Raw genomic sequence first — 21,021 nt, forward strand, 5'->3', positions numbered from 1 at the left:
GCGGCGTCAGAGCGTCGCCGCCAGGGCCTCGGCCTCGGCGCGGCCCTTAGCGCGGGACTCCCGGTCGAGATCGGCGCCCATCAGACCCTTCTCCACCGCAATCTGATGCACGTCGGTGATGCCGACCATGCGCAGCCAGGTGGCCATGTAGGTCGATTGGTGATCGTAGATCTCGGCCGGGAAATCCGCCCCGATGGCGACGCCGCGCGCGTTGATCACCACGGCCTTCGCGGTCAGCAGCCCGTTCTGGCCGCGCTCGTCGAAGCTGAACAGCAGGTCCTTCTGCGATACGAGATCGAACAGGTGCTTGAGCTTGTACGGGATCGTGTAGTTCCACATCGGCACGCCGAACACGAGGAGGTCCGCCGCCTGGAAGCGGCCGGCGAGCGCCCGGATCGCGCCCCATGCCGCATCTTGCGCCGGGCTCAAGGCCTCGCCCGCGAGCCCAGCGTACTTCGCCGCGAGCGCCTCGCCATCGAATTCCGGCAGATCGGTGTTCCAGACGTCGAGGGTGTCGACGGTGCCGTCGGGATGGCGGGCGCGCCAAGCTTCGAGGAAGGCATGCGCCACTTCGATGGAGGCGGACCGCTCCTTGCGCGGCGAGGCTTCGACGTAGAGGAGATGCGGCATCGAGGGCTCCGGGTTAGGCTGGGAAACGAACCCCACCTATCGCGCCGGGCGCCCCACGCCAGGGGGCACACCGCTTTGTCATAGGCGGGGGGTGGCCCCATCTGACCCTTGGACCGACCCTGAGTCACCCAGCCGGATAAGCGCGATGCACCTCACCGGAATCCACCACCTCACCGCCATCACGGCGCGGGCTGCCGACAACGCCGCGTTCTACACCCGCACCCTCGGCTTGCGGCTCGTGAAGAAGACGGTGAATCAGGACGACGTCTCGGCCTATCACCTGTTCTACGCCGACGGCCTCGCCTCACCCGGCACCGATCTCACCTTCTTCGACTGGCCGGCGCCGCCCGAGCGGCGCGGCACGGACAGCATCACCCGCACGGGCCTGCGGGTTGCGGGGACCGCCGCCATCGATTGGTGGCGCGAGCACCTCGCCCGGCAGGGCGTCGCCCATGCCGAGCCGGTGGAGCGCGACGGGCGATACAGCCTGGATTTCGAGGATGCGGAAGGCCAGCGCTTCATGCTCGTCGACGATGGCGGCGCCGGTCCGGCTCACCCCTGGGCGCGCAGCCCCGTGCCGGCCGAGCACCAGATCCGTGGCCTCGGGCCGATCCGCCTCGCCGTTGCGCAGGTCGGGCGGACCGAGGCGGTTCTCTCCGAGGTTCTGGGTATGGCCCGCGATCGCACCTACGCGCTGCCGGAGGGCGCGGTCCGGGTCTGGCGCATGGGGGAGGGGGGACCGGCCGCCGAACTCCACCTCTTGGCCCAGCCCGACCTGCCGCCGGCGCGCCAGGGGGCGGGCGCCGTCCATCACGTCGCCTTCCGAATCCCCGATGCGGACTACGCAGCCTGGGCCGATCGCCTGAAGGTGAAGCGCATGCCGACGAGTGGCCCCATCGACCGGTTCTATTTCCAGAGCCTGTACTTCCGCGAGCCCAACGGCATCCTGTTCGAGATCGCCACGGACGGTCCCGGCTTCACCGCCGACGAGCCCCTGGAGACCTTGGGCGAGCATCTGGCGCTTCCTCCGTTCCTCGAAGGACGCCGGGCCGAGATCGAGGCCGGGCTGAAGCCGCTTTGACTCGGGCTCGCGGTAATCGAGAGTGATTCCAGACAGTTGCGGCAAAGCCCCGCCCCCGGCGGCGCGGGGCACCTGTGCGCCCGCACCGCCTTGACGCGGGCACCGCAGGTGCGAGAAGACGCCCGCAAAGCTTCGAGATGCAAGACGGACCCGGCGATGAGCAAGTTCAACGAGGAGCGCGTGCTCTCCGTCCACCACTGGACGGACACCCTGTTCTCCTTCCGCACGACCCGCGATCCCGCGTTCCGCTTCCGCAACGGTGAGTTCGTGATGATCGGCATCGAGGTGGAGGGCCGTCCGCTCCTGCGTGCCTATTCGGTCGTCTCGGCGAATTATGAGGAAGAACTCGAGTTCTTCTCCATCAAGGTCGCCAACGGCCCCCTGACCTCCAAGCTCCAGCACCTTAAGGTCGGCGACCCGATCATGGTCGGCAAGAAGCCGACCGGCACGCTGGTGCTCGACAATCTGATGCCGGGGCGTAACCTCTATCTGCTGGGCACCGGCACGGGTCTCGCCCCCTTCATGTCGATCATCAAGGACCCGGAGACTTACGAGCGCTTCGAGAAGGTGGTGCTCGTCCACGGCTGCCGGCACGTGCAGGAACTCGCCTACGGCGAGACCATCACGCAGGACCTGCCGAACCACGAGTTCCTGGGCGAGGTGATCTCCGCCGGACTGATCTACTACCCCACCGTCACCCGCGAGCCGTTCCGCAACCGCGGCCGGATCACCGACCTCATGACCTCCGGCAAGCTGTTCGCGGATATCGGCCTGCCGCCGATGTCCGTGGAGAACGACCGGTTCATGCTCTGCGGCAGCCCGGACATGATCCGCGACACCCGCGCCTTGCTGACGGATGGCGGCTACGTCGAGGGCAACCACGGCGAGGCCGGCCACTACGTCATCGAGAAGGCGTTTGTCGAAAAGTGAGCCGCGTCGCGATGTGAGCGGCAACGCCGTCTTTATCGCCGGCGCCGGGACCGAGATCGGCAAGACCTACGTCACCGCTGCCTTGACGCGGCGCCTGCGGGGCGACGGGCACGACGTCCGCACCCTCAAGCCCGTCGCCAGCGGCGTGCCGCCCATCGGGGATCCCGACTTCCGAACCAGCGACACGGCGATTCTCCTTGAGGCGCAGGGGCTCGTCGTGACGCCCGAGAACGTCGCGGCCTGCTCGCCGTGGCGGTTCTCGGCGCCCCTCGCGCCCGATCTCGCCGCCGCCCGCGAAGGCCGCACCCTGGCACTCGCCGACCTCGTCGCCTGGTGTCGGGCCGAGATGGGCGCGACGCCGCCGGGCTCCACCCTCCTCGTCGAGGGCGTCGGCGGCCTGATGAGTCCGGTGACGGCCGATCACACCGGCCTCGACTGGCTGAAAGCCCTGTCCGTGCCGGCGCTCCTCGTCACCGGCTCCTATCTCGGTGCCATCAGCCACGCCCTGACGGCTGCCGAGACCCTGCGGCTCCACGATGTTCCCCTGCTCGGCCTCGCGGTCTGTGAGAGCCCCGATGCCCCGACTCCCATTGAGACCGTGGCTGCCGCCATCCGTCGGCACGTCGCCGTCCCGGTCCACGAGATCGTGCGCGGGGGCGCCTGCCCGGCCGGTCTCGCCCGGCTGGTTGGTGCGTAGGCAGGCGGCGCCGGGCGCCACGTCTCGACGGCGATTTTCATCCCTGGACGCCGGCCGGCGATCTCCCTAACTCGTCGGGGAAGAAGCGTCGCCGAGGCGCCCCGCCGGAGATCCGCCCTTGTCCCAAGACCAGACCCGGACCGGGCACGGGGGCCTCGCGCGCCCGGCCGTGCTCATCGGCGCCCTCGGCATCGTCTATGGCGATATCGGGACCAGTCCGCTCTACGCCTTCAAGGAGGCGGTGCGGGCAGCGAGCGCCGGAGCGCCACCGACCCCCATCGCCGTCACGGGCGCCGTCTCGCTGATCCTGTGGTCGCTGATCCTCATCGTGGCCGTCAAATACGCCGTTCTGATCCTGCGCGCCGACAACCGGGGCGAGGGCGGGATCGTCGCCATGCTGGCGTTGCTCGGCGCGCGCCACGCCAAGCCAGGGTCGTGGGCCGGAATCCTTCTCATCGTCGGTCTCGTCGGGGCGGCCCTCCTCTACGGCGACGGGGCCATCACACCGGCCATCTCGGTGCTGAGTGCCGTGGAGGGCCTCAAGGTCGCGGCACCCGGGCTGGCCCACTACGTCCTGCCGATCACCCTGGCGATCCTGGCCGGACTGTTCCTGGTCCAGAGCAAAGGCGTGGCCTTCATCGGGCGCATCTTCGGACCCGTGATGCTGGTCTGGTTCCTCGTCCTGGCGCTGATGGGTGTCGCCGGCATCGTTCAGGCGCCGCAGATCCTGGCGGCCGCCAATCCGCTGCGGGCCGTGGACTTCCTGTTCCATGCGGGCTGGCATGTCAGCTTCGCCATGCTGGGCGCCGCCTTCCTGGCGGTGACGGGCGGCGAGGCGATGTACGCCGATCTCGGGCATTTCGGCGCCGGGCCGATCCGCGTCTCGTGGTTCGGCCTCGTGCTGCCGGCCCTGGTGATCCACTATTTCGGACAGGGCGCCCTGCTGCTCGTCGCGCCCGACGCCATCGAGAACCCGTTCTACCGCCTCGCCCCCGGTTGGGCGCAGATCCCGCTCATCGGCCTGGCGACGCTGGCCACCGTCATCGCCTCGCAGGCGATCATCTCGGGCGCGTTCTCCCTCACCCAGCAATCGATCCAGCTCGGATTCCTGCCGCCCGTGCGGGTGGTCCACACCGCCCGGCACGAGCGCGGGCAGATCTACGTGCCGGTGGTGAACTGGCTCCTCGCCGCCGCGACCATCAGCGCCGTGCTCATCTTCGGCACGTCCGACGCCCTGGCCGGCGCCTACGGCATCGCCGTGGCCTCGCTCATGGCGATCACCACCGTGCTCGCCACCCTCGTCGCCCTGAAATGGGGCTACAATCCCGTGGCGGTCTTCGCCGTCAACGGGTTCTTCCTCCTCATCGACCTCGTCTTCCTCAGCGCCAACAGCGTGAAGCTGTTCGAGGGCGGCTGGTTTCCGCTGCTCCTCGCGGGCCTCGTCGCGTTCGTGATGCTGACTTGGCGCAAGGGCACCCACCTCGTGGAGGATGTGCGGGTCGGCCTGCGTCAGCCCGAGGCCGAGTTCCTGGAGCAGATCCGCCGCGATCCACCCCTGACCTTGCCGGGAAACGCCGCCTTCCTGTCCTCGGCGACGAGCGGCATTCCCCTGCACATGTCGCGCTTCGTCGAGCGCTCCCACGCCCTGCACAAGCGGATCCTCATCGTCACCGCCCTCTATGAAGAGGCCCCCGTGGTAGCGCCCGAGCAGCGTGCCGAGGTGCTCACCATCACGCCGGACATCACCCGGGTGATCCTGCGCTACGGTTTCATGGAGGACGCGTCCATTCCCGAAGGTCTCGCCTGCGCCGTGAAGGCGGGCGCACTCGCGAGCGAATGCCTCGACGATCTCACGATCTTCATCGGCCACGAGACCATCATTCCGAAGAGCGACCATCGCGGGATGGCAGACTGGCGCGAGGGGTTGTTCGCCTTCCTCCTGCGCAACGCCGAGCGGACGGGCGCGCATTTCTGCGTGCCGACGCGCCAACTCGTGGAAGTCGGGACGGAGATCGAGATCTGAGAACGCCCGGACGCTCCCGCTTCTCCCCGTGACGCAGTGGCCATGCCGGAGCCGGACGAAACACACGCATCGTTGCGGACGCGCGGACTTGCGAGCGGCGCGCCGGCACAGCAAGAACGCGAAGCGGACGGCCGTCGGTCTCCTCTCGAACAACGGAAGCTTCCGGATGCCTGAACGCGTCCCCAATGCCCTGGCGCTGCGCCTGCGCCAGCAGGCGATCCTCTCGGATTTCGGCGTCGAGGCCCTGCGTGCGACGGAGTTGCTGCCCCTGCTCCAGCGGGCCACGGAACTCTGCGCCGAGGGCATGGATGCGCAGTTCTGCAAGGCCCTCGAATACCAGCCGCGCCAGGATTGCCTGCTCGTCTGCGCGGGCGTCGGCTGGGCGGCGGATGCCGTCGGCACGGCCATCATCGGGGCGGACCTCGCCTCGCCCGCCGGCTATGCCCTCAAGACCGGCAGGCCGGTGATCTCGAACCATCTCCAGGAAGAGACCCGCTTCCGCACGCCCAAGCTCATGGCCGATCACGGCATCCGCCGGGCCATCAACGTGCTCATCGCCAACCGCGACGGCAATTACGGTGTGCTCGAAGTGGACGACACCCGCGAGGGTCAGTTCGAAGAGGCGGACATCGCCTTCATGCAGGGCTTCGCCAACCTCGTCGGCGGCGCCATCGAGCGCCAACGCGCCGAGGCCCGCCTCAAGGCCGCCCTGGAGCGACAGGAATTGCTCTCCCGCGAGATGAGCCATCGCGTCAAGAACAGCCTCGCGGTGGTCGCCGGGTTCCTCGGGCTCCAGGCCCGGGGCTCCGACAACGACGACGTGAAGGCGGCGCTCGCCGATGCCCGCACCCGGGTCGAGGCCGTCGCCCAGGTCCACGACCAGCTCTGGCGCCAGCCGAGCCTGGAAGCCATCGATGTCGCGGGCTTCCTCGAAGCCCTCTGCGGCCGCCTGCAGGAGAACGCGCCGCGCCATACCCTGGTGTGCCGGGCACCGACGGTGAACATCCCGGCGGATCTGGCGATTCCCCTGGGCCTGTTCGTCAACGAACTCGTGACCAACGCCATCAAGTACGCCTATCCGGAAGGGGGCGGCGAGATCCGCGTCACGATCCACGACGGGCAGGCGGATGGCCTCCTCCTCGCCGTCTGCGACGACGGCGTCGGTCTCCCTGAGGGCTTCGATCCGGGGGCACCGCGCCGCGCGAGCCTCGGCATGCGCATCGTCAACAGCCTCGCCCGCCAGCTCGGCGGCCCGCTGGAGGTGGCGAGGGATCGTCCGGGCGCGCATTTCTCCCTGCGGATCGGTCCGGCCACCTGATCGAGGCGGCCGCGGGAATCACCGGGTCCGCGCGGCGCGGCACTCGAAGGACGCCGCGCAGATCCCCGAACTTCAGTGGGCCTTCTTCGGCCCGTCTTTCCTCGGCATGTAGAGGTCGGTAATCGTGCCCTCGAAGGCCTCGGCCGCCAGCCCGATGGTCTCCGACAGGGTCGGATGCGGGTGGATGGTGAGGCCGATATCCTCGGCATCCGCCCCCATCTCGATGGCGAGCGCGGCTTCCGCGATGAGGTCGCCGGCCGAGGGGCCGACGATGCCGCAGCCGAGGATGCGGTCGGTCTCGGGGTCGAACAGGACCTTGGTCAGGCCCTCCTCGCGGCCGAGGGCCAGGGAGCGGCCGGAGGCGGCCCAGGGGAACACGCCCTTGCCGACCTTGATCCCCTTCGCCTTGGCCTCGTTCTCGGTCATCCCGACCCAGGCCACCTCCGGGTCGGTATAGGCCACGGACGGAATCACCTTGGCGTCGAAGGCGCTGGCCCTGCCGGCGGCGACCTCGGCCGCGACCTTGCCCTCATGCGTCGCCTTATGCGCCAGCATCGGCTGGCCGACCACGTCGCCGATGGCGAAGATGTGGGGCACGTTGGTGCGCATCTGCCGATCGACCGCGATGAAGCCGCGCTCGTCGACGGCGACGCCCGCGGCTTCCGCGCCGATGCGCTTGCCGTTGGGGCGCCGCCCCACGGAGACCAGCACCTTGTCGAAGGTGTCGGAGGCGGGCGCGGTGCCGCCCTCGAACGAGACCTTCAGCCCCGCCGAGGTCGCCGCGACGGCGGTGACCTTGGCCTTGAGGTGGATCGCCTCGTACTGCTTGCTGATCCGCTTCATCAGCGGCATGACCATGTCCTTGTCCGCACCCGGGATGATCTGGTCCATCAGCTCGACGATGGTCACCTTCGAGCCCAGGGCGTGATAGACGGTGGCCATCTCCAACCCGATGATGCCGCCGCCGATGACGAGGAGGCGGGCCGGTACGCCGTCGAGTTCCAGCGCCCCCGTCGAGTCGATCACCCGTGGGTCGTCGTGCGGGATGAACGGCATCCGCACCGGCTCGGAGCCGGCCGCGATGATGGCGTGGTCGAAGCCGATGATACGGGTCTGACCCTCATGCTCGACGGCGACCTGATGGGGCGAGACGAAGCGCGCCTCGCCCGTCACCACCGTGACCTTGCGCTGCTTGGCGAGGCCGCTGAGGCCGCCGGTGAGGCGCTTGACCACGCCGTCCTTCCATTCACGCAGCTTGTCGATGTCGATCTGCGGCGCCGTGAAGGAGATGCCGTGGGCCGCCATGGCGTGACTCTCGTCGATGACCTTGGCGGCGTGCAGCAGGGCTTTCGACGGGATGCAGCCGACGTTGAGGCAGACGCCGCCCAAATTCGGCCAGCGCTCGACGAGCACCACCGACTGGCCGAGATCGGCCGCGCGGAACGCGGCGGTGTAGCCGCCGGGGCCGGCACCGATGACGAGCACCTGCGCCCGCATCTCCTCGCCGGGGACGGCGGCGGCGCCCTTGGGGGCGGGCGCCTTGGCGGCACCGGTACCGCCCTGGGTCGCGGCGGAGCCGTAGCCCGCCTGACCCTCGCCGGGCGCGTGCGCACCGGCGGCCGGCGCGGCGGCCGCTCCACCCGTGCTCGTGGTGTCGGTCACCGTGGGTTTCGGCGAACCCGTGGCGGCGGCGGCTCCCGCCATCACCAGGATCAGGTCGCCCTGGCTCACCGCGTCGCCGGCCTTGATCTTCACCTCCGCCACCGTGCCGGCGACGGGGGACGGGATGTCCATGGTCGCCTTGTCGGATTCCAGCACGATGATGACGTCGTCGACGGAGATGACGTCGCCGGGGCTGACGCTGACCTCGATGACGGGCACGTTCTTGAAGTCGCCGATATCCGGCAGGTGGACGTCGTTGCTGCTCATCGCTTCACCTCACTCGTTGTTTCGCGCAACCGGACTTCGTCAGACGACGAGGCGGCGGACGTCCTCGAGGACGTGGGCGAGGTGGCGGGCGAAGCGCGCGGCGAGCGCACCGTCGATGACGCGGTGGTCGTAGGAGAGGGAGAGCGGCAGCATCAGGCGCGGCTCGAAGGCCGTGCCGTTCCAAACCGGCGCCATCTTCGAGCGGGCGACGCCGAGGATGGCGACTTCCGGAGCGTTGACCAGCGGCGTGAAGGCGGTGCCGCCGATTCCGCCGAGGCTGGAGATCGAGAAGGTCGCCCCCTGCATGTCGGCGGCGCCGAGCTTGCCGTCGCGGGCTTTCGCCGAGATCGCCCCGAGATCGCGGCTGATCTCGATGAGGCCCTTGCGGTCGGCATCCTTGATCACCGGAACCACGAGGCCGTCCGGCGTGTCCACCGCCACGCCGATATTGTAGTAGTGCTTGAGGATCAGGGCGTCCTTCTCCGGCGAGAGGGAGGCGTTGAATTCGGGGTGCTTGCGCAGGGCCGAGACGGCGGCCTTGATGAGGAAGGCCAGCAGGGTGACGCGGTAGCCCTTGTCCTTCAGCTCCTTGCCGGCGGTGTCGAGTTCCTTGCGATACTGGTCGGTCTCGGTGATGTCGGCCTCGTCCTGATGGGTGACGAGGGGCACGTTGAGCCAGGACCGGTGCAGGTGCGCGCCGGAGATCTTCTTGATCCGCGACAGCGGCTGGATCTCGGTCGGGCCGAATTTCGAGAAGTCCACGGCCGGGATCTCTGGGATGCCCATGCCGCCGCCCGTGAACGCGGCCGTGCCGGAGGCGCCGGGCGCCGGGGCGGCCGAACGGGTGAGGTGGCCCTTCACGTCCTCCTTGGTCACGCGGCCCTTCTCGCCGGTGCCCTTGATGGCGGTGAGGTCGAGGCCGAGTTCGCGAGCGAGGCGGCGCACGCCGGGGCTGGCATGGACCTGCGAGAAATCGGGGAGGTTGGAGGCAGGCGCCGGCGTGGCGGCGGCAGGCGCTGCGCTCGGCGCGGGCTCCTGCTTGGCGAGAAGCGCGGCACTGTCGGCGCCGGCCGGAGCCTCGGCGGCCTTCTCGGCGGCGGCCGTGCCGCCCTCACCCTTGAACACGAGGAGGGGCGAACCTTCGCTCACCTTGTCGCCGAGCTTGACCAAAATTCTCTCGACCACCCCGGCGCTCGGCGAGGGCACGTCCATGGTCGCCTTGTCGGATTCCAGCGAGACGAGGGGATCGTCCGGGCCGATGGTATCGCCCTCCTTTACGTGGATCTCGATGATCGGGATGTCCTTGAAGTCGCCGATATCCGGGATATTGATCGCGATACCCACTGCGTACTCTCCCTGGTGAAGTGGAGCCTCTCGTGGGCTCCCTCGTCCGGTCATGCTCGATGAGGCGTGTGCGAAGGCAGGCCGCTCACCCGAGGGGAGCGGCCGAGCGGCGGATCAGACGGTCCAGGGTGCCGGCCGGTCCGTGTCGATGCCGTATTTCGCGATGGCGTCCGCCACCGTTTGGGCCGGGATCACGCCGTCCTCGGCGAGGCTGTGCAGGGCCGCGACCACCACCCAGTGCCGGTTGACCTCGAAGAAGTCGCGCAGGCGCGCCCGGTAGTCCGAGCGGCCGAAGCCGTCCGTGCCGAGGACCCGGTAGCGGCCCGGAACCCAGGTGCGGATCTGGTCGGCGAACAGGCGCATGTAGTCGGTGGCGGCGATCACCGGGCCATTTCGGCCGGCTAGACACGTCTCGACATGCGAGAGGCGCCGGCCCTCCAGCGGGTGGAGCAGGTTCCAGCGCTCGGCCGCCATGGCATCGCGGCGCAACTCCGTGAAGCTCGGGCAGCTCCAGATGTCGGATGCGATGCCGAAATCCTGTTCCAGGAGTTCGGCCGCCGCGATGACCTCGCGCAGGATGGTGCCGGAGCCGAGCAACTGCACCCGGTGACCCTGCTTCGTCTCCGGGGCGCCCTGCCGGAACAGGTACATCCCCTTGATGATGCCGGCCTCTGCGCCCTCCGGCATGCCGGGGTGCTCGTAGTTCTCGTTCATCACGGTGATGTAGTAGAACACGTCCTCCTGTTCGGCATACATCCGGCGCAGACCGTCCTGCACGATGACCGCGACTTCGTACGAGAAGGTCGGGTCGTAGGAGACGCAGTTCGGGATGGTCGACGAGAGGAGGTGGCTGTGGCCGTCCTCGTGCTGCAGGCCCTCGCCGTTGAGCGTCGTGCGCCCCGCCGTGCCGCCGATGAGGAAGCCGCGCGCCCGCATGTCGCCCGCCGCCCAGGCCAGATCCCCGACCCGCTGGAAGCCGAACATCGAGTAGTAGACGTAGAACGGGATCGTCGGCGCGTCGGAGTGCGAGTAGGAGGTCGCGGCCGCGATCCAGGACGACATGGCGCCCGGCTCGTTGATGCCCTCCTGGAGCATCTGACCGTTCTTGTCCTCCTTGTAGTACATGAGCTGGTTGGCATCCTCCGGCCGGTAGAGCTGGCCGACCTGGGAGAAGATGCCGAACTGGCGGAACATGCCCTCCATGCCGAAGGTGCGGCTCTCGTCGGGCACGATCGGCACGATGCGGTTGCCGATGTTCTTGTCGCGCAGGAGCGTGTTGAGGATGCGCACGAACGCCATGGTGGTGGAGATCTCGCGGCCCGCGGTCTCCTTCATCTGCGCCGAGAAGGCCGAGAGCGGCGGGATTTCCAGGGCCTTCGACTTGGAGCGCCGGGCTGGCAGGGACCCGCCGAGCGCCGCGCGCCGCGCCATGAGGTAGTTGTGCTCTGGGCTGCCCTCGGGGAACTTGATGAAGGGGATCTCCTTCAGCTGCTCGTCCGTGAGGTCGATCCCGAAGCGGTCGCGGAACTGCTTGAGGACGGCCTCGCCCATCTTCTTCTGCTGGTGGGTGATGTTCTGGGCCTCGCCCGATTCACCCATGCCGTAGCCCTTGACGGTCTTGGCGAGGATGAGGGTCGGCTGGCCCTTGTGCTTCGAGGCGGCGCTGTAGGCGGCGAAGACCTTGCGCGGGTCATGGCCGCCACGCGTCAGGCGCCAGATGTCGTCGTCGCTCATGTCGGCGACGAGGGCCGCTGTCTCGGGGTAGCGGCCGAAGAAGTGCTCGCGGATATAGGCGCCGTTCTTCGACTTGAAGTCCTGGTACTCGCCGTCGACGCATTCCTCCATGAGGCGCGCCAGCATGCCGGTGCTATCCTTCTGGATCAGGGCATCCCAGCCCGACCCCCACAGCACCTTGATGACGTTCCAGCCGGCACCCCGGAAATCGGCCTCGAGTTCCTGGACGATCTTGCCGTTGCCGCGCACCGGACCGTCGAGGCGCTGCAGGTTGCAGTTGATGACGAAGACGAGGTTGTCGAGCTTTTCCCGCGCCGCGAGCGCGATGGCGCCGAGGCTTTCCGGCTCGTCCATCTCGCCATCGCCCATGAAGGCCCAGACCTTGCGGCCGTCCGTCTGCGCGAGATTGCGGTGATGCAGGTAGCGCAGGAAGCGGGCCTGATAGATCGCCATCAAGGGGCCCAGCCCCATGGAGACCGTGGGGAACTGCCAGAAATCCGGCATCAGCCACGGATGCGGGTAAGAGGACAGGCCCTTGCCGCCGACTTCCTGGCGGAAGCCGAGGAGCTGCTCCTCCGTCAGCCGCCCTTCGAGGAAGGCGCGGGCGTAGACGCCGGGCGAGGAATGGCCCTGCACGTAGACGAGGTCGCCGCCGTGGTTGGCGTCGGCCGCCCGCCAGAAATGCATGAAGCCGGTGTCGTAGAGCGTCGCGGCCGATTGGAAGCTCGCGATGTGGCCGCCGAGTTCCGAGGATTCCTTGTTCGCCCGCAGGATGATCGCGATGGCGTTCCAGCGGATCGCCGAGCGGATGCGGTGCTCGATGGCCCGGTCGCCGGGATGCGGGTCCTGCTTCTCGGGGAGGATGGTGTTGAGGTACGCGGTGTTGGCGGAATAGGGGACTGGCGCGCCCTTCTTGCGGGCTCCGTCGATCACCTGTTCGATGAGGTAATGCGCCCGCTCCGGTCCGTCGACGTCGAGGACGCCGTCGAGTGAGTCGAGCCATTCCTGCGTCTCGACGGGATCGAGATCGCGACTGCGCTCCATGGTATCCTCCCTGGCCGTTCTCGATCGGATCGGGTGCGTGTGCCCGCTCTTTGTCGGTATGATTTTGCAGGATGTGGACCAAGTCCAGTCCATTTAAATTAAATCAAAGAAACAACGACTTGAATGATTTTTGTACTGTCTCGCGGTGCGGTATTCCGCAATCGACGTGAACCATTTGTCCGAAAATCCGGACTGCCTCCCGGTGGCCCGCGAAGGCGCAGGCCTGCCGGGCGCGGGCGCCACGGGGCGTGGCTGCGCTGGACGGGTGACGAGGGGGGATCGGGAAGGGGGCCGTCGCGTTTCGAGGCGGCACAGAACCGGGGCCGAGCGATCGCGGCCGGCCGTCGTGGCGGGCGTCAGGCCGCCAGGGCGCGGTTGACCGTAGAGCGCAGGTCGGCGAGGGAGAACGGCTTCGTCAGGACATCGGTGACGATGGCATCGAGGCCACGCGCCCGCTCGCGCTGATCGGCGAAGCCCGTCATCAGGAGGATCGTGAGATCGGGAAAGTCCCGCTTGGCCGCGAGCGCCAGGGCGATCCCGTCCATCAGCGGCATCCGGATGTCCGTGAGCATGAGGTCGAAGGCGCCATCGGCTTCGATGAGGCGGTCCAGCCCGTCGCTTCCGTCGGAGGCCGTGACCACGGCGTGACCGTCGATCTCCAGACCCCGCTTGAGGAAGCCCCGGACCGTCTCTTCGTCATCCACGAGCAGGATGCGCGCCATCGCTGATCAAATTCTCTCGAATGTTAAGGAATTTCAGTCACGCAAACGCGAGGCCACCCTGTCAAGGGACAGAGCGCCACAGGGGCGCCAGCGTCGTGTCTGTCCCGTGTTACACCGTAGTCTTCGCCGGGCACAACGCCACGTTCAGGTGCCCCCGAACAGGTCGGGGTCGGGGCTGTCGTAATCGACGAGGCCGACGAACGGCAATTGCCGGAAGGCGTGGGCCACATCCATGCCGTAGCCGACCACGAACACGTCGGGGCAGGTGAAGCCGACGAAATCGGCGTCGATGGTGACGGCGCGCTTGCCCGGCTTCTCGAGGAGCACGGCCGTGAGCACCCGCTTGGCGCCGCGGGCCATGAGCAGGTCCTTGGCGAACACGATGGTGCGGCCGGACTCCAGAATGTCGTCGATGAGCAGCACGTCGCGCCCGCGCACCTCGCTTTCGACATCGCGCAGGATCTCGACCTGCCCCGACGAGACCGTGGCGGTGCGGTAGCTCGACAGGTGGACGAACTCCGCCTGCGGCTCCAGCCCGACCCGGTGCAGGGCCCGCAGGAGGTCGGCGGCGAACATGAAGCTGCCCTTGAGCACCGCCACCACCAGCAGGTTCTGGGGCTTGGCGGCGGCGATGGCGGCCGCGAGTTCCTCGGTGCGCCGAGCGATGGTGGCTTCGTCGAAGAGGACGCGGACGCGTCGAGAAGGAATGGTCATGGACGCTTCATATCACGGGCGACCGCCGCTGACAGCGGCGTTGATGGTCAGGGCGCGCCGGTCGGGGGAGTGAAACTGACCCGGATCGCGCGTCCCTCGACGGGTGGCGTCGACAGGCTGGCCCGGAAGCGCGCCGTCTCGCGGTGCTCCAGGGTCTGCCGGGGCGCGGCGACGTTCCAGCGGTAGAGCACCTGATCGTGGCCGTCGCGAACCTCGACGGCGATGGGGGGCACCGGTGCACCCTCGGCGGCGACGCCGACGATATCGCCCTCGACCACGAGTTGGGCTCCCTCACCCTGCGTCTGAAATGCCACCACGTCGCGCAGGTCGAGGCCACGCAGGTTCACCGGCAGCCCCAGGCGGGCATAGAGCCCGGCGCTCTGCGGCATCGCCCGCACCACGGTGGTCCGTCCGAGAACGGCGAGGAAGAGACCGGCCACGACCGACAGGCCAAGGGCGGCCGCGGGTGAGAAGCGCGACCGTCGCACGGGCTTGCGCGGCATCGCCGGCCTGGGCCGTCGGCGCGTGTCGACCGCCTCGGTAGCCTCCGGAGCGTCGGTGGGAGGGGCCGCGTCGAGGTCGCCGGGCAGAGGTTCGGGGTCGGGTTCGAGGGCCGGCGGCGTCTCCGCCGACGTCGCATCCCAGTCATCGAAGGAGGCCGCGGGCTGCGCCTCGGCCTTCGCGGAGCCCGGACCGGCCTGGACCGCTTCCATCATCGCGGCCGTCATCTCGGCTTCCACGGCGGCGACCACGTCGTCGGGGGAGATGAACCAGGTCGTGCGGCAGGCCGCGCAGCGCACGTGGCGCCCCTCCGCGCCGACGTGATCGACGTCGATCGCATATTCGCTCGCGCAGGACGGGCAAACGATCAGCATGACAAATCGGCGCCCCTGGGTCTCGATCGGCAGTTGCCGGTTCTGTCAAAAAGACTCACACGGTTCTGCGCGAACGCGGTTAATCCTCCGTAAAGTTCGGAGGGGCGAACGACGCGCGGTAGCCAGAACGAGGCCGAACGCCGTGCGCCGCGTTCATGACCGGTGGGGGGAGCGTGACGGATCGAGTGAACACGGGAAGCCTCCTGTCCGGCGCCGAGGAGCCGGTGGTCCAGTTCGAGAATGTCGGGATGCGCTACGGCCTCGGTCCGGAGGTGCTCAGCGACGTGAGCTTCCAGATCGCGCCGCGCTCGTTCCAGTTCCTCACGGGGCCGTCGGGGGCGGGCAAGACCACGCTCCTGCGCCTCATCCTCCTGTCGGTCCGCCCGACGCGGGGGCTCGTCTCGGTCTTCGGCGAGGAGGTGAACGACATCTCCAGCGAGGCGCTGACGGGCCTGCGCCGGCGCATGGGCGTGGTGTTCCAGGACTTCCGCCTGCTCGACCACCTCACGACCTACGAGAACGTAGCGCTCCCCTTGCGCGTCCAGGGCCGGGCCGAGACGAGCTACCGGGCCGAGGTCGTCGAGCTGCTGCGCTGGGTCGGGCTCGGCGAACGCATGCACGTGCTGCCGCCGCTCCTGTCGGGCGGCGAGAAGCAGCGCGCGGCCATCGCCCGGGCCCTCATCGCCCGGCCCGAGCTGCTCCTCGCCGACGAACCCACGGGCAACGTCGATCCCGGTCTCGGCCGGCGCCTCCTGCGTCTGTTCATCGAACTCAACCGCCTCGGCACCTCGGTGCTCATTGCCACCCACGATTTCGCCTTGATGGATCTCGTCGACGCCCGCCGGCTCGTACTCGGCGAGGGGCGACTCGCCGTGGAGCGTCCATGAGCGGAACCACCATGAGCGGAGCCTCTACGAGCGGAGCCCCTATGAACCGGACCGCCTCCCCGTCGCCCGCGCCGCCGCAGAGCCCGCTGCCCGCGACCCTGCGGCGCAACGCCCCCCTGGTGCCGACGGATTCCGCGGCGAGCCGGGCGCTCGCCGCCGTCATCGCCATCCTCACCTTCCTCGCCGCCCTGTGCGCCGGGGCCGCCGAGATCGTGGCTTCGAGCGCCGATCAGTGGCAGGGGGCCGTGGCCCAGGAGGTCACGATCCAGATCCGCCCGAGCCCCGGGCGCGACCTCGACGCCGACGTCGCCCGGGCGGAGGGCCTGGCCAAGGGCACGCCCGGCATCGCCTCGACCCGGGTGTACTCGAAGGCCGAGGCCGAGCGCCTGCTGGAGCCCTGGCTCGGCAGCGGGCTCGACCTCTCCGACCTGCCGGTCCCGCGCCTCGTCGCCCTGCGTCTCACGCCCAGCGGCCCGCCGGACCTGAAGCCCCTGCGCGCCTCCCTGGTCGAGGCCCTGCCGGGGGTCGCGAGCCTCGACGACCACGCCCTGTGGCTGCGCCGGCTCTCGACCATGGCCAACACCTTCGTGGGCGTCGGAGTCGGCCTCGTCGCCCTCGTTCTTGTCGCCACGGGCCTCGCCGTGGTCTTCGCCACCCGGGGTGCCATGGCGGGCAACCGCGAGGTGGTGGAGGTTCTGCACTTCGTCGGCGCCGACGACGATTTCATCGCCCGTGCCTTCCAGCGACGGTTCTTTCGCCTCGGGTTGCGCGGCGGCATCATCGGGTCCGTGGCGGCCCTGGCGGCCTTCGCGTTCGCCGGACTCGCCGCCGGCGCCTGGCGCTCGGGACCGGCCGGCGAGGAGATCGAAGCCCTGTTCGGAGCCTTCCACATCGGCTGGCGCGGCTACGCCAGCGTGCTCCTCATCGGCGTAATCGCCTCCGTGGTCACCGGCATCGTCTCGCGCCTCACCGTGCGGCGCTTCCTCGCCTGACCGAGATGCGCGGCCGCTGCTCGGATCGCGTTAACCTTTTGTGAACCTTTCCGAGAGGAGATGCTTGCCTCGTCGAGGCCCCATTTGGGGTTCTTTTTGCGGAGAATGACGACGCGGATGTCAGGCAGCCACACCATGAGGCCCTCCGAGGCTTTCGGCTGGGCCTGGACGGACATGACCTCCCGTGCCGTCCCGGCCTTGCGCGTGGCCGCGCGCCCGTCCGGTCGAACCATGAAGGCCGCCCTCGGCATCGCGGGTCTCGGCGGCGCGGCGCTGTTCGGCGGCTTTCTCGCCTTCGTCGCCTGCGTCGAGCGCGACGAGCGTCCCCTCGACGGCCGGGCCGACGGCATCGTGGCGCTTACGGGCGGGGCCCAGCGCATCGGCGACGCCATCGATCTCCTGGCCAACGGCTATGGACGGCGCCTGCTCATCACCGGGGTCAACGAACGCACCAGCCGCGACGAGATCGCCCGCCTCAATCCCAGCCAGCGTCACTGGATCACGTGCTGCGTCGATCTCGATTACCGGGCACGCAACACCATCGGCAATGCCATCGAGACGCGCCGCTGGATGCGCCTTCATCGCTTTAGCACCGTCGCGGTGGTGACCTCGAACTATCACATGCCCCGCACCCTGGTGGAGCTCGACCATGCCCTACCGGGCATAGAGCGCGTCGTGCCCTATCCGGTGGTGGCCGAGGGGTTCGATGCCGGGCGCTGGTGGCAGCACCCGGCGGCGGCGCGGCTCCTCGCCTCCGAGTACCTCAAGTTCCTCGTGGCCTGGGTCCGCACCCGCTTCGAGGACGATCCCGAGCGCTCCCGTGCCGCGATCCTCATGGGGCGCGGCAAGCCGACGAAGGTCGTGGTCGAGCCCCGGCTCATGCAGGGCCGGCCGTAGCAGGCGCGGCACCGGGCCTCGAGCCTTGGCTCAGTGACCCTTGCAGCGGCTCTTGATCAGCCCCGAAAACTCCTTCTCGGAGCCCACCACCTGGGCCAGCCGCTCGCTGCGCTCGGCGCCCGATAGGCAACGGCCGTAGACCCCCGCCACCCGACGCATGGTCTCCACGTGGCGCCGCCAGATCCGGCAGAGTTCGGCCTCGTCGTTGCCCGTCTGCTCCAGCTGGTCGATGGCCTGGCGCTGCATCGAACTCGCCACGAGGACGTCGCGCGCGCAGGCGGTATCCGTCGTGCCGGCCCGCGCCGGGACGCTCGCGATCAGGCAGCCGACGAGCACCGCCGTCCGGACTTGCAGAGTCGTCGGCATCGCCGTCACGCCGCCTGGGACGCCGACGTGTGGGTCAGCAGGGCGTAAAGGGCGCTGGCGTCGCGGGCGGCGCGGATGCGCTCGAGGATGCCCGGCTCTCGCAGGAGCCGCGCCACCTGGGCCAGGGCCTTGAGATGATCGGCCCCGGCGCCTTCGGGCGCGAGGAGCAGGAAAGCGATATCCACGGGCTGGCCGTCCAGGGAGTCGAAATCCACCGGGCGCTCCAGGCGGGCCACGAGACCGAACAGCCGGTCGAGACCCGGCAGCTTGCCGTGGGGAATCGCCACGCCGTCGCCGATGCCCGTCGAGCCGAGGCGCTCGCGCTGCAGAAGAGTTTCGAACACTTCGCGCTCGTCCAAGGCCGGCAGATGCCGCGCGGCGTGGGCGCTCAGTTCCTGTAGGATCTGCTTCTTGGCACGGGCGCGCAGGAAGGGCACCACGGAATCCGGATTGAGGAATTCCAGCACTGGCATGGGGCCCGCCGTCCCTTCGGCGGTGACCGACCTGGTCACCGCGGAGTAAAAGGTCGGGCCGCATGGCCCAGGGATCAATCGCCGGATTCGGATGTCTGTTCCGGTCGGGCGTTCAAGCGTCGGCGCCCGCCGGATCAACCCAACCGATCGCTCCGTCACTTCGGCGGTATACGACGTTGATGCGTCCGGTGCCAGCATGAACGAACACGATTACGGGCGCTCCCGTCAGATCGAGGGCGGTCACCGCCTCGCTCACCGAATGGCGCTTGAGGGTCTTGGTGCTCTCCGCGACCACGGGCGGGTGATCGGCCCCGTCGTCGGGCTCGTCGCCTCCGAAGTCCTCGTCGACGGCCTCTTCGACCTCGCTCGGCGCCGCGAACACCGCGTAGGCCGCCTGCACGGTGGCGCCCTCGTGGGCGGCGGCGCCGTGGTCCTTGAGGCGGTGCTTGTAGCGACGCAGGCGCTTCTCGAGCCGGTCGGCCGTCTGCTCGAAGCTCGCATGGGCATCGTGGGCGGCCCCCGAGGCCTCCAGGGTCAGGCCCGAGACGAGGTGGAGGACGCAATCCGTCCGGTAGGACGTCCCGTCCCGTCGCAGGGTGACGTGGCCGGAGCAGGTGTCGCTCATGTGGCTGTCGAGGTATTTCGAGAGGGTCGCCGCCATCCGCTCTTCGACCCTGCCCCGCAGGGCTTCGCCGAGGTCCAGGCCATGGCCCGTGACGCGTAATGACCCCATGATCCCTCCGGTTTGGTTGCCGTTGCGGGTCGAGTTAAGGAGCCCGCGTCGGAGAAGTCAACGAACTCCATGGTGCGGGCCGGGCCGAGGCGTCGAAGCGGCCCGAAAGCGTCGTCCTGCCCGAAGGACGGCGTTTTCATGACGCCGGATGGTCAAACCCGTGCCAAAACCCGCTAAGGCAGGTCTCGGCCCCGGCCGGCGCGGGTGGCGTCGGCCTTCACGTCCCCGGTCTTTCTGAGTTCCGATGGTTATCCTCCGCTCGATCGCCTTCAGCCTCGCCTTTTATCTGGCCACCACGCTCATCGCGGTGTTCGGGCTGCCGGCCCTCGTCTCGCGGCGGGCCGTGATCCGCCTCGCGCAAGGCTGGGCGAACGTCACCCTCTGGCTCCTGCGCGTGATCGGCGGCGTCGTCGTCGAGTTCAGGGGCCTGTCGAACATTCCCGAGGGGCCGGCCCTCGTGGCGGCCAAGCATCAGTCGGCCCTCGAGACCCTGGCCCTCGTCACGGTGTTCCCGGACTTCGCCTACATCCTCAAGCGCGAACTCCTGTGGATTCCCCTCATCGGCTGGTACCTGTCGCGTTCAGGCATGGTCGCCATCGATCGGTCCAAGGGCACGCGCGCCATGGCGGCGATGAACGAGGCCGCCGCCGCCGTGATCCGCGACGGACGCCAGCTCATCATCTTTCCCGAGGGCACCCGCCGCCCGCCCGGTGCCCCCCCCGCCTACAAGCTCGGCCTGACCCATCTCTACGCGACCCTCGGCGTGCCCTGCCTGCCGGTCGCCCTCGACACCGGCCTGTACTGGCCGCGCCGTAGCCTCCTGCGCCGACCCGGCACCACGGTGATCGAGTTCCTCGCGCCGATTCCGCCCGGCCTCGACCGGGCGCGGTTCCTCGACACTGTCCAGTCCCGCATCGAGGGGGCGTCCGATGCCCTGCTGGCCGCCGGGCGTGCCGATCTCAACGCCCGAGGCCACGCGGTCCCGGTTCCGATGCGGGACGCGCCCACGCCCTGAAGCGGGGACGGCCGTCGATCCACGGCTTCTTCCAGCAGCGGACCGCAGCGTTAACCATTCGTTAAGACATTTAGGAACAAACGAAGAACGACAGGGCCGTGCCCCGATCCGCGCGGCGGCCTTTCCCCGAGACCCGAGCAGGAGACGACCGATGCGCGAGGAACGCCTCAGAACGACCGCCGGCCTGCGGGGAACCCCCGCCCTGGTGCTGAGCGCATGGCGTGGCCGGTCGGGACGCCGCTACATCGTCGGCATCCACGATCTCGCCGAGACGGAGCTCGACGAAATGGAGGATGCGGTGATCCTGGCCGTGCGACGCGACGCGACGGGGCAGGGCGAGCTCGTCTGCGTGACCTCCGCCGGGGACAGTCCGCGGGAGCGCCTGACCCGCACCTGGATGGCCCATGCTCGCCACCGGGGGGCTAACGAGATGCATATCCATCGCCTCGCCGAGACCGAGGCCGAGCGCAGGGCCATCGTGGCCGATCTCGACACCCGGGCGATGGCCGCCGCCTGACCGCGCCGACTTCTCACGGACCCGGCCATGCTTTCGCCGCCAAGACCCTGACAAGACCTTGATAGGCCAATCCGGAGGGGAGGCGCGACCGCGATCCGGT

The 21,021-nt window shown here is 69.0% G+C and carries 20 protein-coding genes; 10 read left to right on the top strand and 10 right to left on the bottom strand.

Annotated elements, in window-relative coordinates:
- Window positions 1–6: 6 nt before the first annotated feature.
- Window positions 7–630, bottom strand: a complete 624-nt coding sequence (locus tag MFF01_RS02060) for an FMN-dependent NADH-azoreductase (RefSeq protein WP_238221446.1) — start codon at window positions 628–630, stop codon at window positions 7–9.
- A gap of 145 nt (window positions 631–775) precedes the next feature.
- On the opposite strand from MFF01_RS02060, the gene MFF01_RS02065 reads away from it, so the two are divergent.
- The 5 genes from MFF01_RS02065 to MFF01_RS02085 all read left to right on the top strand — a co-directional run bounded on the left by MFF01_RS02065 (window position 776) and on the right by MFF01_RS02085 (window position 6,679).
- Entirely contained in the window at window positions 776–1,711 is a 936-nt protein-coding gene (locus tag MFF01_RS02065) for a ring-cleaving dioxygenase (protein WP_238221447.1), read from the top strand.
- A gap of 156 nt (window positions 1,712–1,867) precedes the next feature.
- The gene (locus tag MFF01_RS02070) at window positions 1,868–2,641 is read left to right on the top strand and encodes a ferredoxin--NADP reductase (RefSeq protein ID WP_238221448.1); all 774 of its coding nucleotides are present in this window, start codon (window positions 1,868–1,870) and stop codon (window positions 2,639–2,641) included.
- Between the two features lie 13 nt (window positions 2,642–2,654).
- Window positions 2,655–3,338 carry a dethiobiotin synthase gene (gene bioD, locus MFF01_RS02075; protein WP_238221449.1) on the top strand — a complete coding sequence of 228 codons (684 nt, stop codon included), beginning with the start codon at window positions 2,655–2,657 and terminating at the stop codon, window positions 3,336–3,338.
- A gap of 118 nt (window positions 3,339–3,456) precedes the next feature.
- Complete coding sequence (locus tag MFF01_RS02080; protein ID WP_238221450.1) at window positions 3,457–5,361, top strand: potassium transporter Kup; 1,905 nt, start codon at window positions 3,457–3,459, stop codon at window positions 5,359–5,361.
- Window positions 5,362–5,527: 166 nt separating this feature from the next.
- Complete coding sequence (locus tag MFF01_RS02085) at window positions 5,528–6,679, top strand: sensor histidine kinase (RefSeq protein ID WP_238221451.1); 1,152 nt, start codon at window positions 5,528–5,530, stop codon at window positions 6,677–6,679.
- 72 nt (window positions 6,680–6,751) lie between these two features.
- Here MFF01_RS02085 and lpdA read toward each other — a convergent pair whose 3' ends face one another.
- The 6 genes from lpdA to MFF01_RS02115 all read right to left on the bottom strand — a co-directional run bounded on the left by lpdA (window position 6,752) and on the right by MFF01_RS02115 (window position 15,041).
- Complete coding sequence (gene lpdA, locus MFF01_RS02090; RefSeq protein ID WP_238221452.1) at window positions 6,752–8,608, bottom strand: dihydrolipoyl dehydrogenase; 1,857 nt, start codon at window positions 8,606–8,608, stop codon at window positions 6,752–6,754.
- Between the two features lie 39 nt (window positions 8,609–8,647).
- Window positions 8,648–10,006: a dihydrolipoyllysine-residue acetyltransferase gene (aceF, locus tag MFF01_RS02095; RefSeq protein ID WP_283207148.1), complete on the bottom strand. Its 1,359-nt coding sequence runs from the start codon at window positions 10,004–10,006 to the stop codon at window positions 8,648–8,650.
- A gap of 60 nt (window positions 10,007–10,066) precedes the next feature.
- The gene (gene aceE, locus MFF01_RS02100; RefSeq protein WP_238221454.1) at window positions 10,067–12,730 is read right to left on the bottom strand and encodes a pyruvate dehydrogenase (acetyl-transferring), homodimeric type; all 2,664 of its coding nucleotides are present in this window, start codon (window positions 12,728–12,730) and stop codon (window positions 10,067–10,069) included.
- A gap of 356 nt (window positions 12,731–13,086) precedes the next feature.
- A complete protein-coding gene (locus MFF01_RS02105) occupies window positions 13,087–13,452 on the bottom strand; it encodes a response regulator (protein WP_238221455.1) in 366 nt (121 codons plus the stop codon).
- 144 nt (window positions 13,453–13,596) lie between these two features.
- Window positions 13,597–14,166: a hypoxanthine phosphoribosyltransferase gene (gene hpt / locus MFF01_RS02110; RefSeq protein ID WP_238221456.1), complete on the bottom strand. Its 570-nt coding sequence runs from the start codon at window positions 14,164–14,166 to the stop codon at window positions 13,597–13,599.
- A 47-nt stretch (window positions 14,167–14,213) separates the two neighbouring features.
- Window positions 14,214–15,041, bottom strand: a complete 828-nt coding sequence (locus MFF01_RS02115) for a zinc-ribbon domain-containing protein (RefSeq protein WP_238221457.1) — start codon at window positions 15,039–15,041, stop codon at window positions 14,214–14,216.
- Window positions 15,042–15,196: 155 nt separating this feature from the next.
- Between MFF01_RS02115 and ftsE the strand changes: the two genes are divergently transcribed.
- The 3 genes from ftsE to MFF01_RS02130 all read left to right on the top strand — a co-directional run bounded on the left by ftsE (window position 15,197) and on the right by MFF01_RS02130 (window position 17,817).
- Complete coding sequence (gene ftsE / locus MFF01_RS02120; RefSeq protein ID WP_238221458.1) at window positions 15,197–15,928, top strand: cell division ATP-binding protein FtsE; 732 nt, start codon at window positions 15,197–15,199, stop codon at window positions 15,926–15,928.
- Between the two features lie 41 nt (window positions 15,929–15,969).
- A complete protein-coding gene (locus tag MFF01_RS02125; RefSeq protein WP_238221459.1) occupies window positions 15,970–16,920 on the top strand; it encodes a cell division protein FtsX in 951 nt (316 codons plus the stop codon).
- A gap of 174 nt (window positions 16,921–17,094) precedes the next feature.
- On the top strand, window positions 17,095–17,817 hold the full coding sequence (locus MFF01_RS02130; protein WP_373319604.1) for a YdcF family protein: 723 nt from the start codon (window positions 17,095–17,097) through the stop codon (window positions 17,815–17,817).
- Between the two features lie 30 nt (window positions 17,818–17,847).
- On the opposite strand, the gene MFF01_RS02135 is transcribed toward MFF01_RS02130, so the two are convergent.
- The 3 genes from MFF01_RS02135 to hpf form a co-directional block, all read right to left on the bottom strand.
- Complete coding sequence (locus tag MFF01_RS02135) at window positions 17,848–18,183, bottom strand: hypothetical protein (protein ID WP_238221460.1); 336 nt, start codon at window positions 18,181–18,183, stop codon at window positions 17,848–17,850.
- 5 nt (window positions 18,184–18,188) lie between these two features.
- Window positions 18,189–18,656 carry a PTS IIA-like nitrogen regulatory protein PtsN gene (ptsN, locus tag MFF01_RS02140; protein WP_238221461.1) on the bottom strand — a complete coding sequence of 156 codons (468 nt, stop codon included), beginning with the start codon at window positions 18,654–18,656 and terminating at the stop codon, window positions 18,189–18,191.
- 112 nt (window positions 18,657–18,768) lie between these two features.
- Window positions 18,769–19,389, bottom strand: coding sequence for a ribosome hibernation-promoting factor, HPF/YfiA family (hpf, locus tag MFF01_RS02145; protein ID WP_238221462.1), 621 nt, complete (start codon window positions 19,387–19,389; stop codon window positions 18,769–18,771).
- 244 nt (window positions 19,390–19,633) lie between these two features.
- Between hpf and MFF01_RS02150 the strand changes: the two genes are divergently transcribed.
- Window positions 19,634–20,404, top strand: coding sequence for a lysophospholipid acyltransferase family protein (locus MFF01_RS02150; RefSeq protein WP_238221463.1), 771 nt, complete (start codon window positions 19,634–19,636; stop codon window positions 20,402–20,404).
- 151 nt (window positions 20,405–20,555) lie between these two features.
- A complete protein-coding gene (locus MFF01_RS02155; protein WP_238221464.1) occupies window positions 20,556–20,921 on the top strand; it encodes a hypothetical protein in 366 nt (121 codons plus the stop codon).
- The last annotated feature ends 100 nt before the right edge of the window (window positions 20,922–21,021 follow it).

Origin of the sequence: Methylobacterium adhaesivum (assembly GCF_022179065.1) — a bacterium.
In the GTDB taxonomy this organism is placed as follows: Bacteria; Pseudomonadota; Alphaproteobacteria; order Rhizobiales; family Beijerinckiaceae; genus Methylobacterium; species Methylobacterium adhaesivum.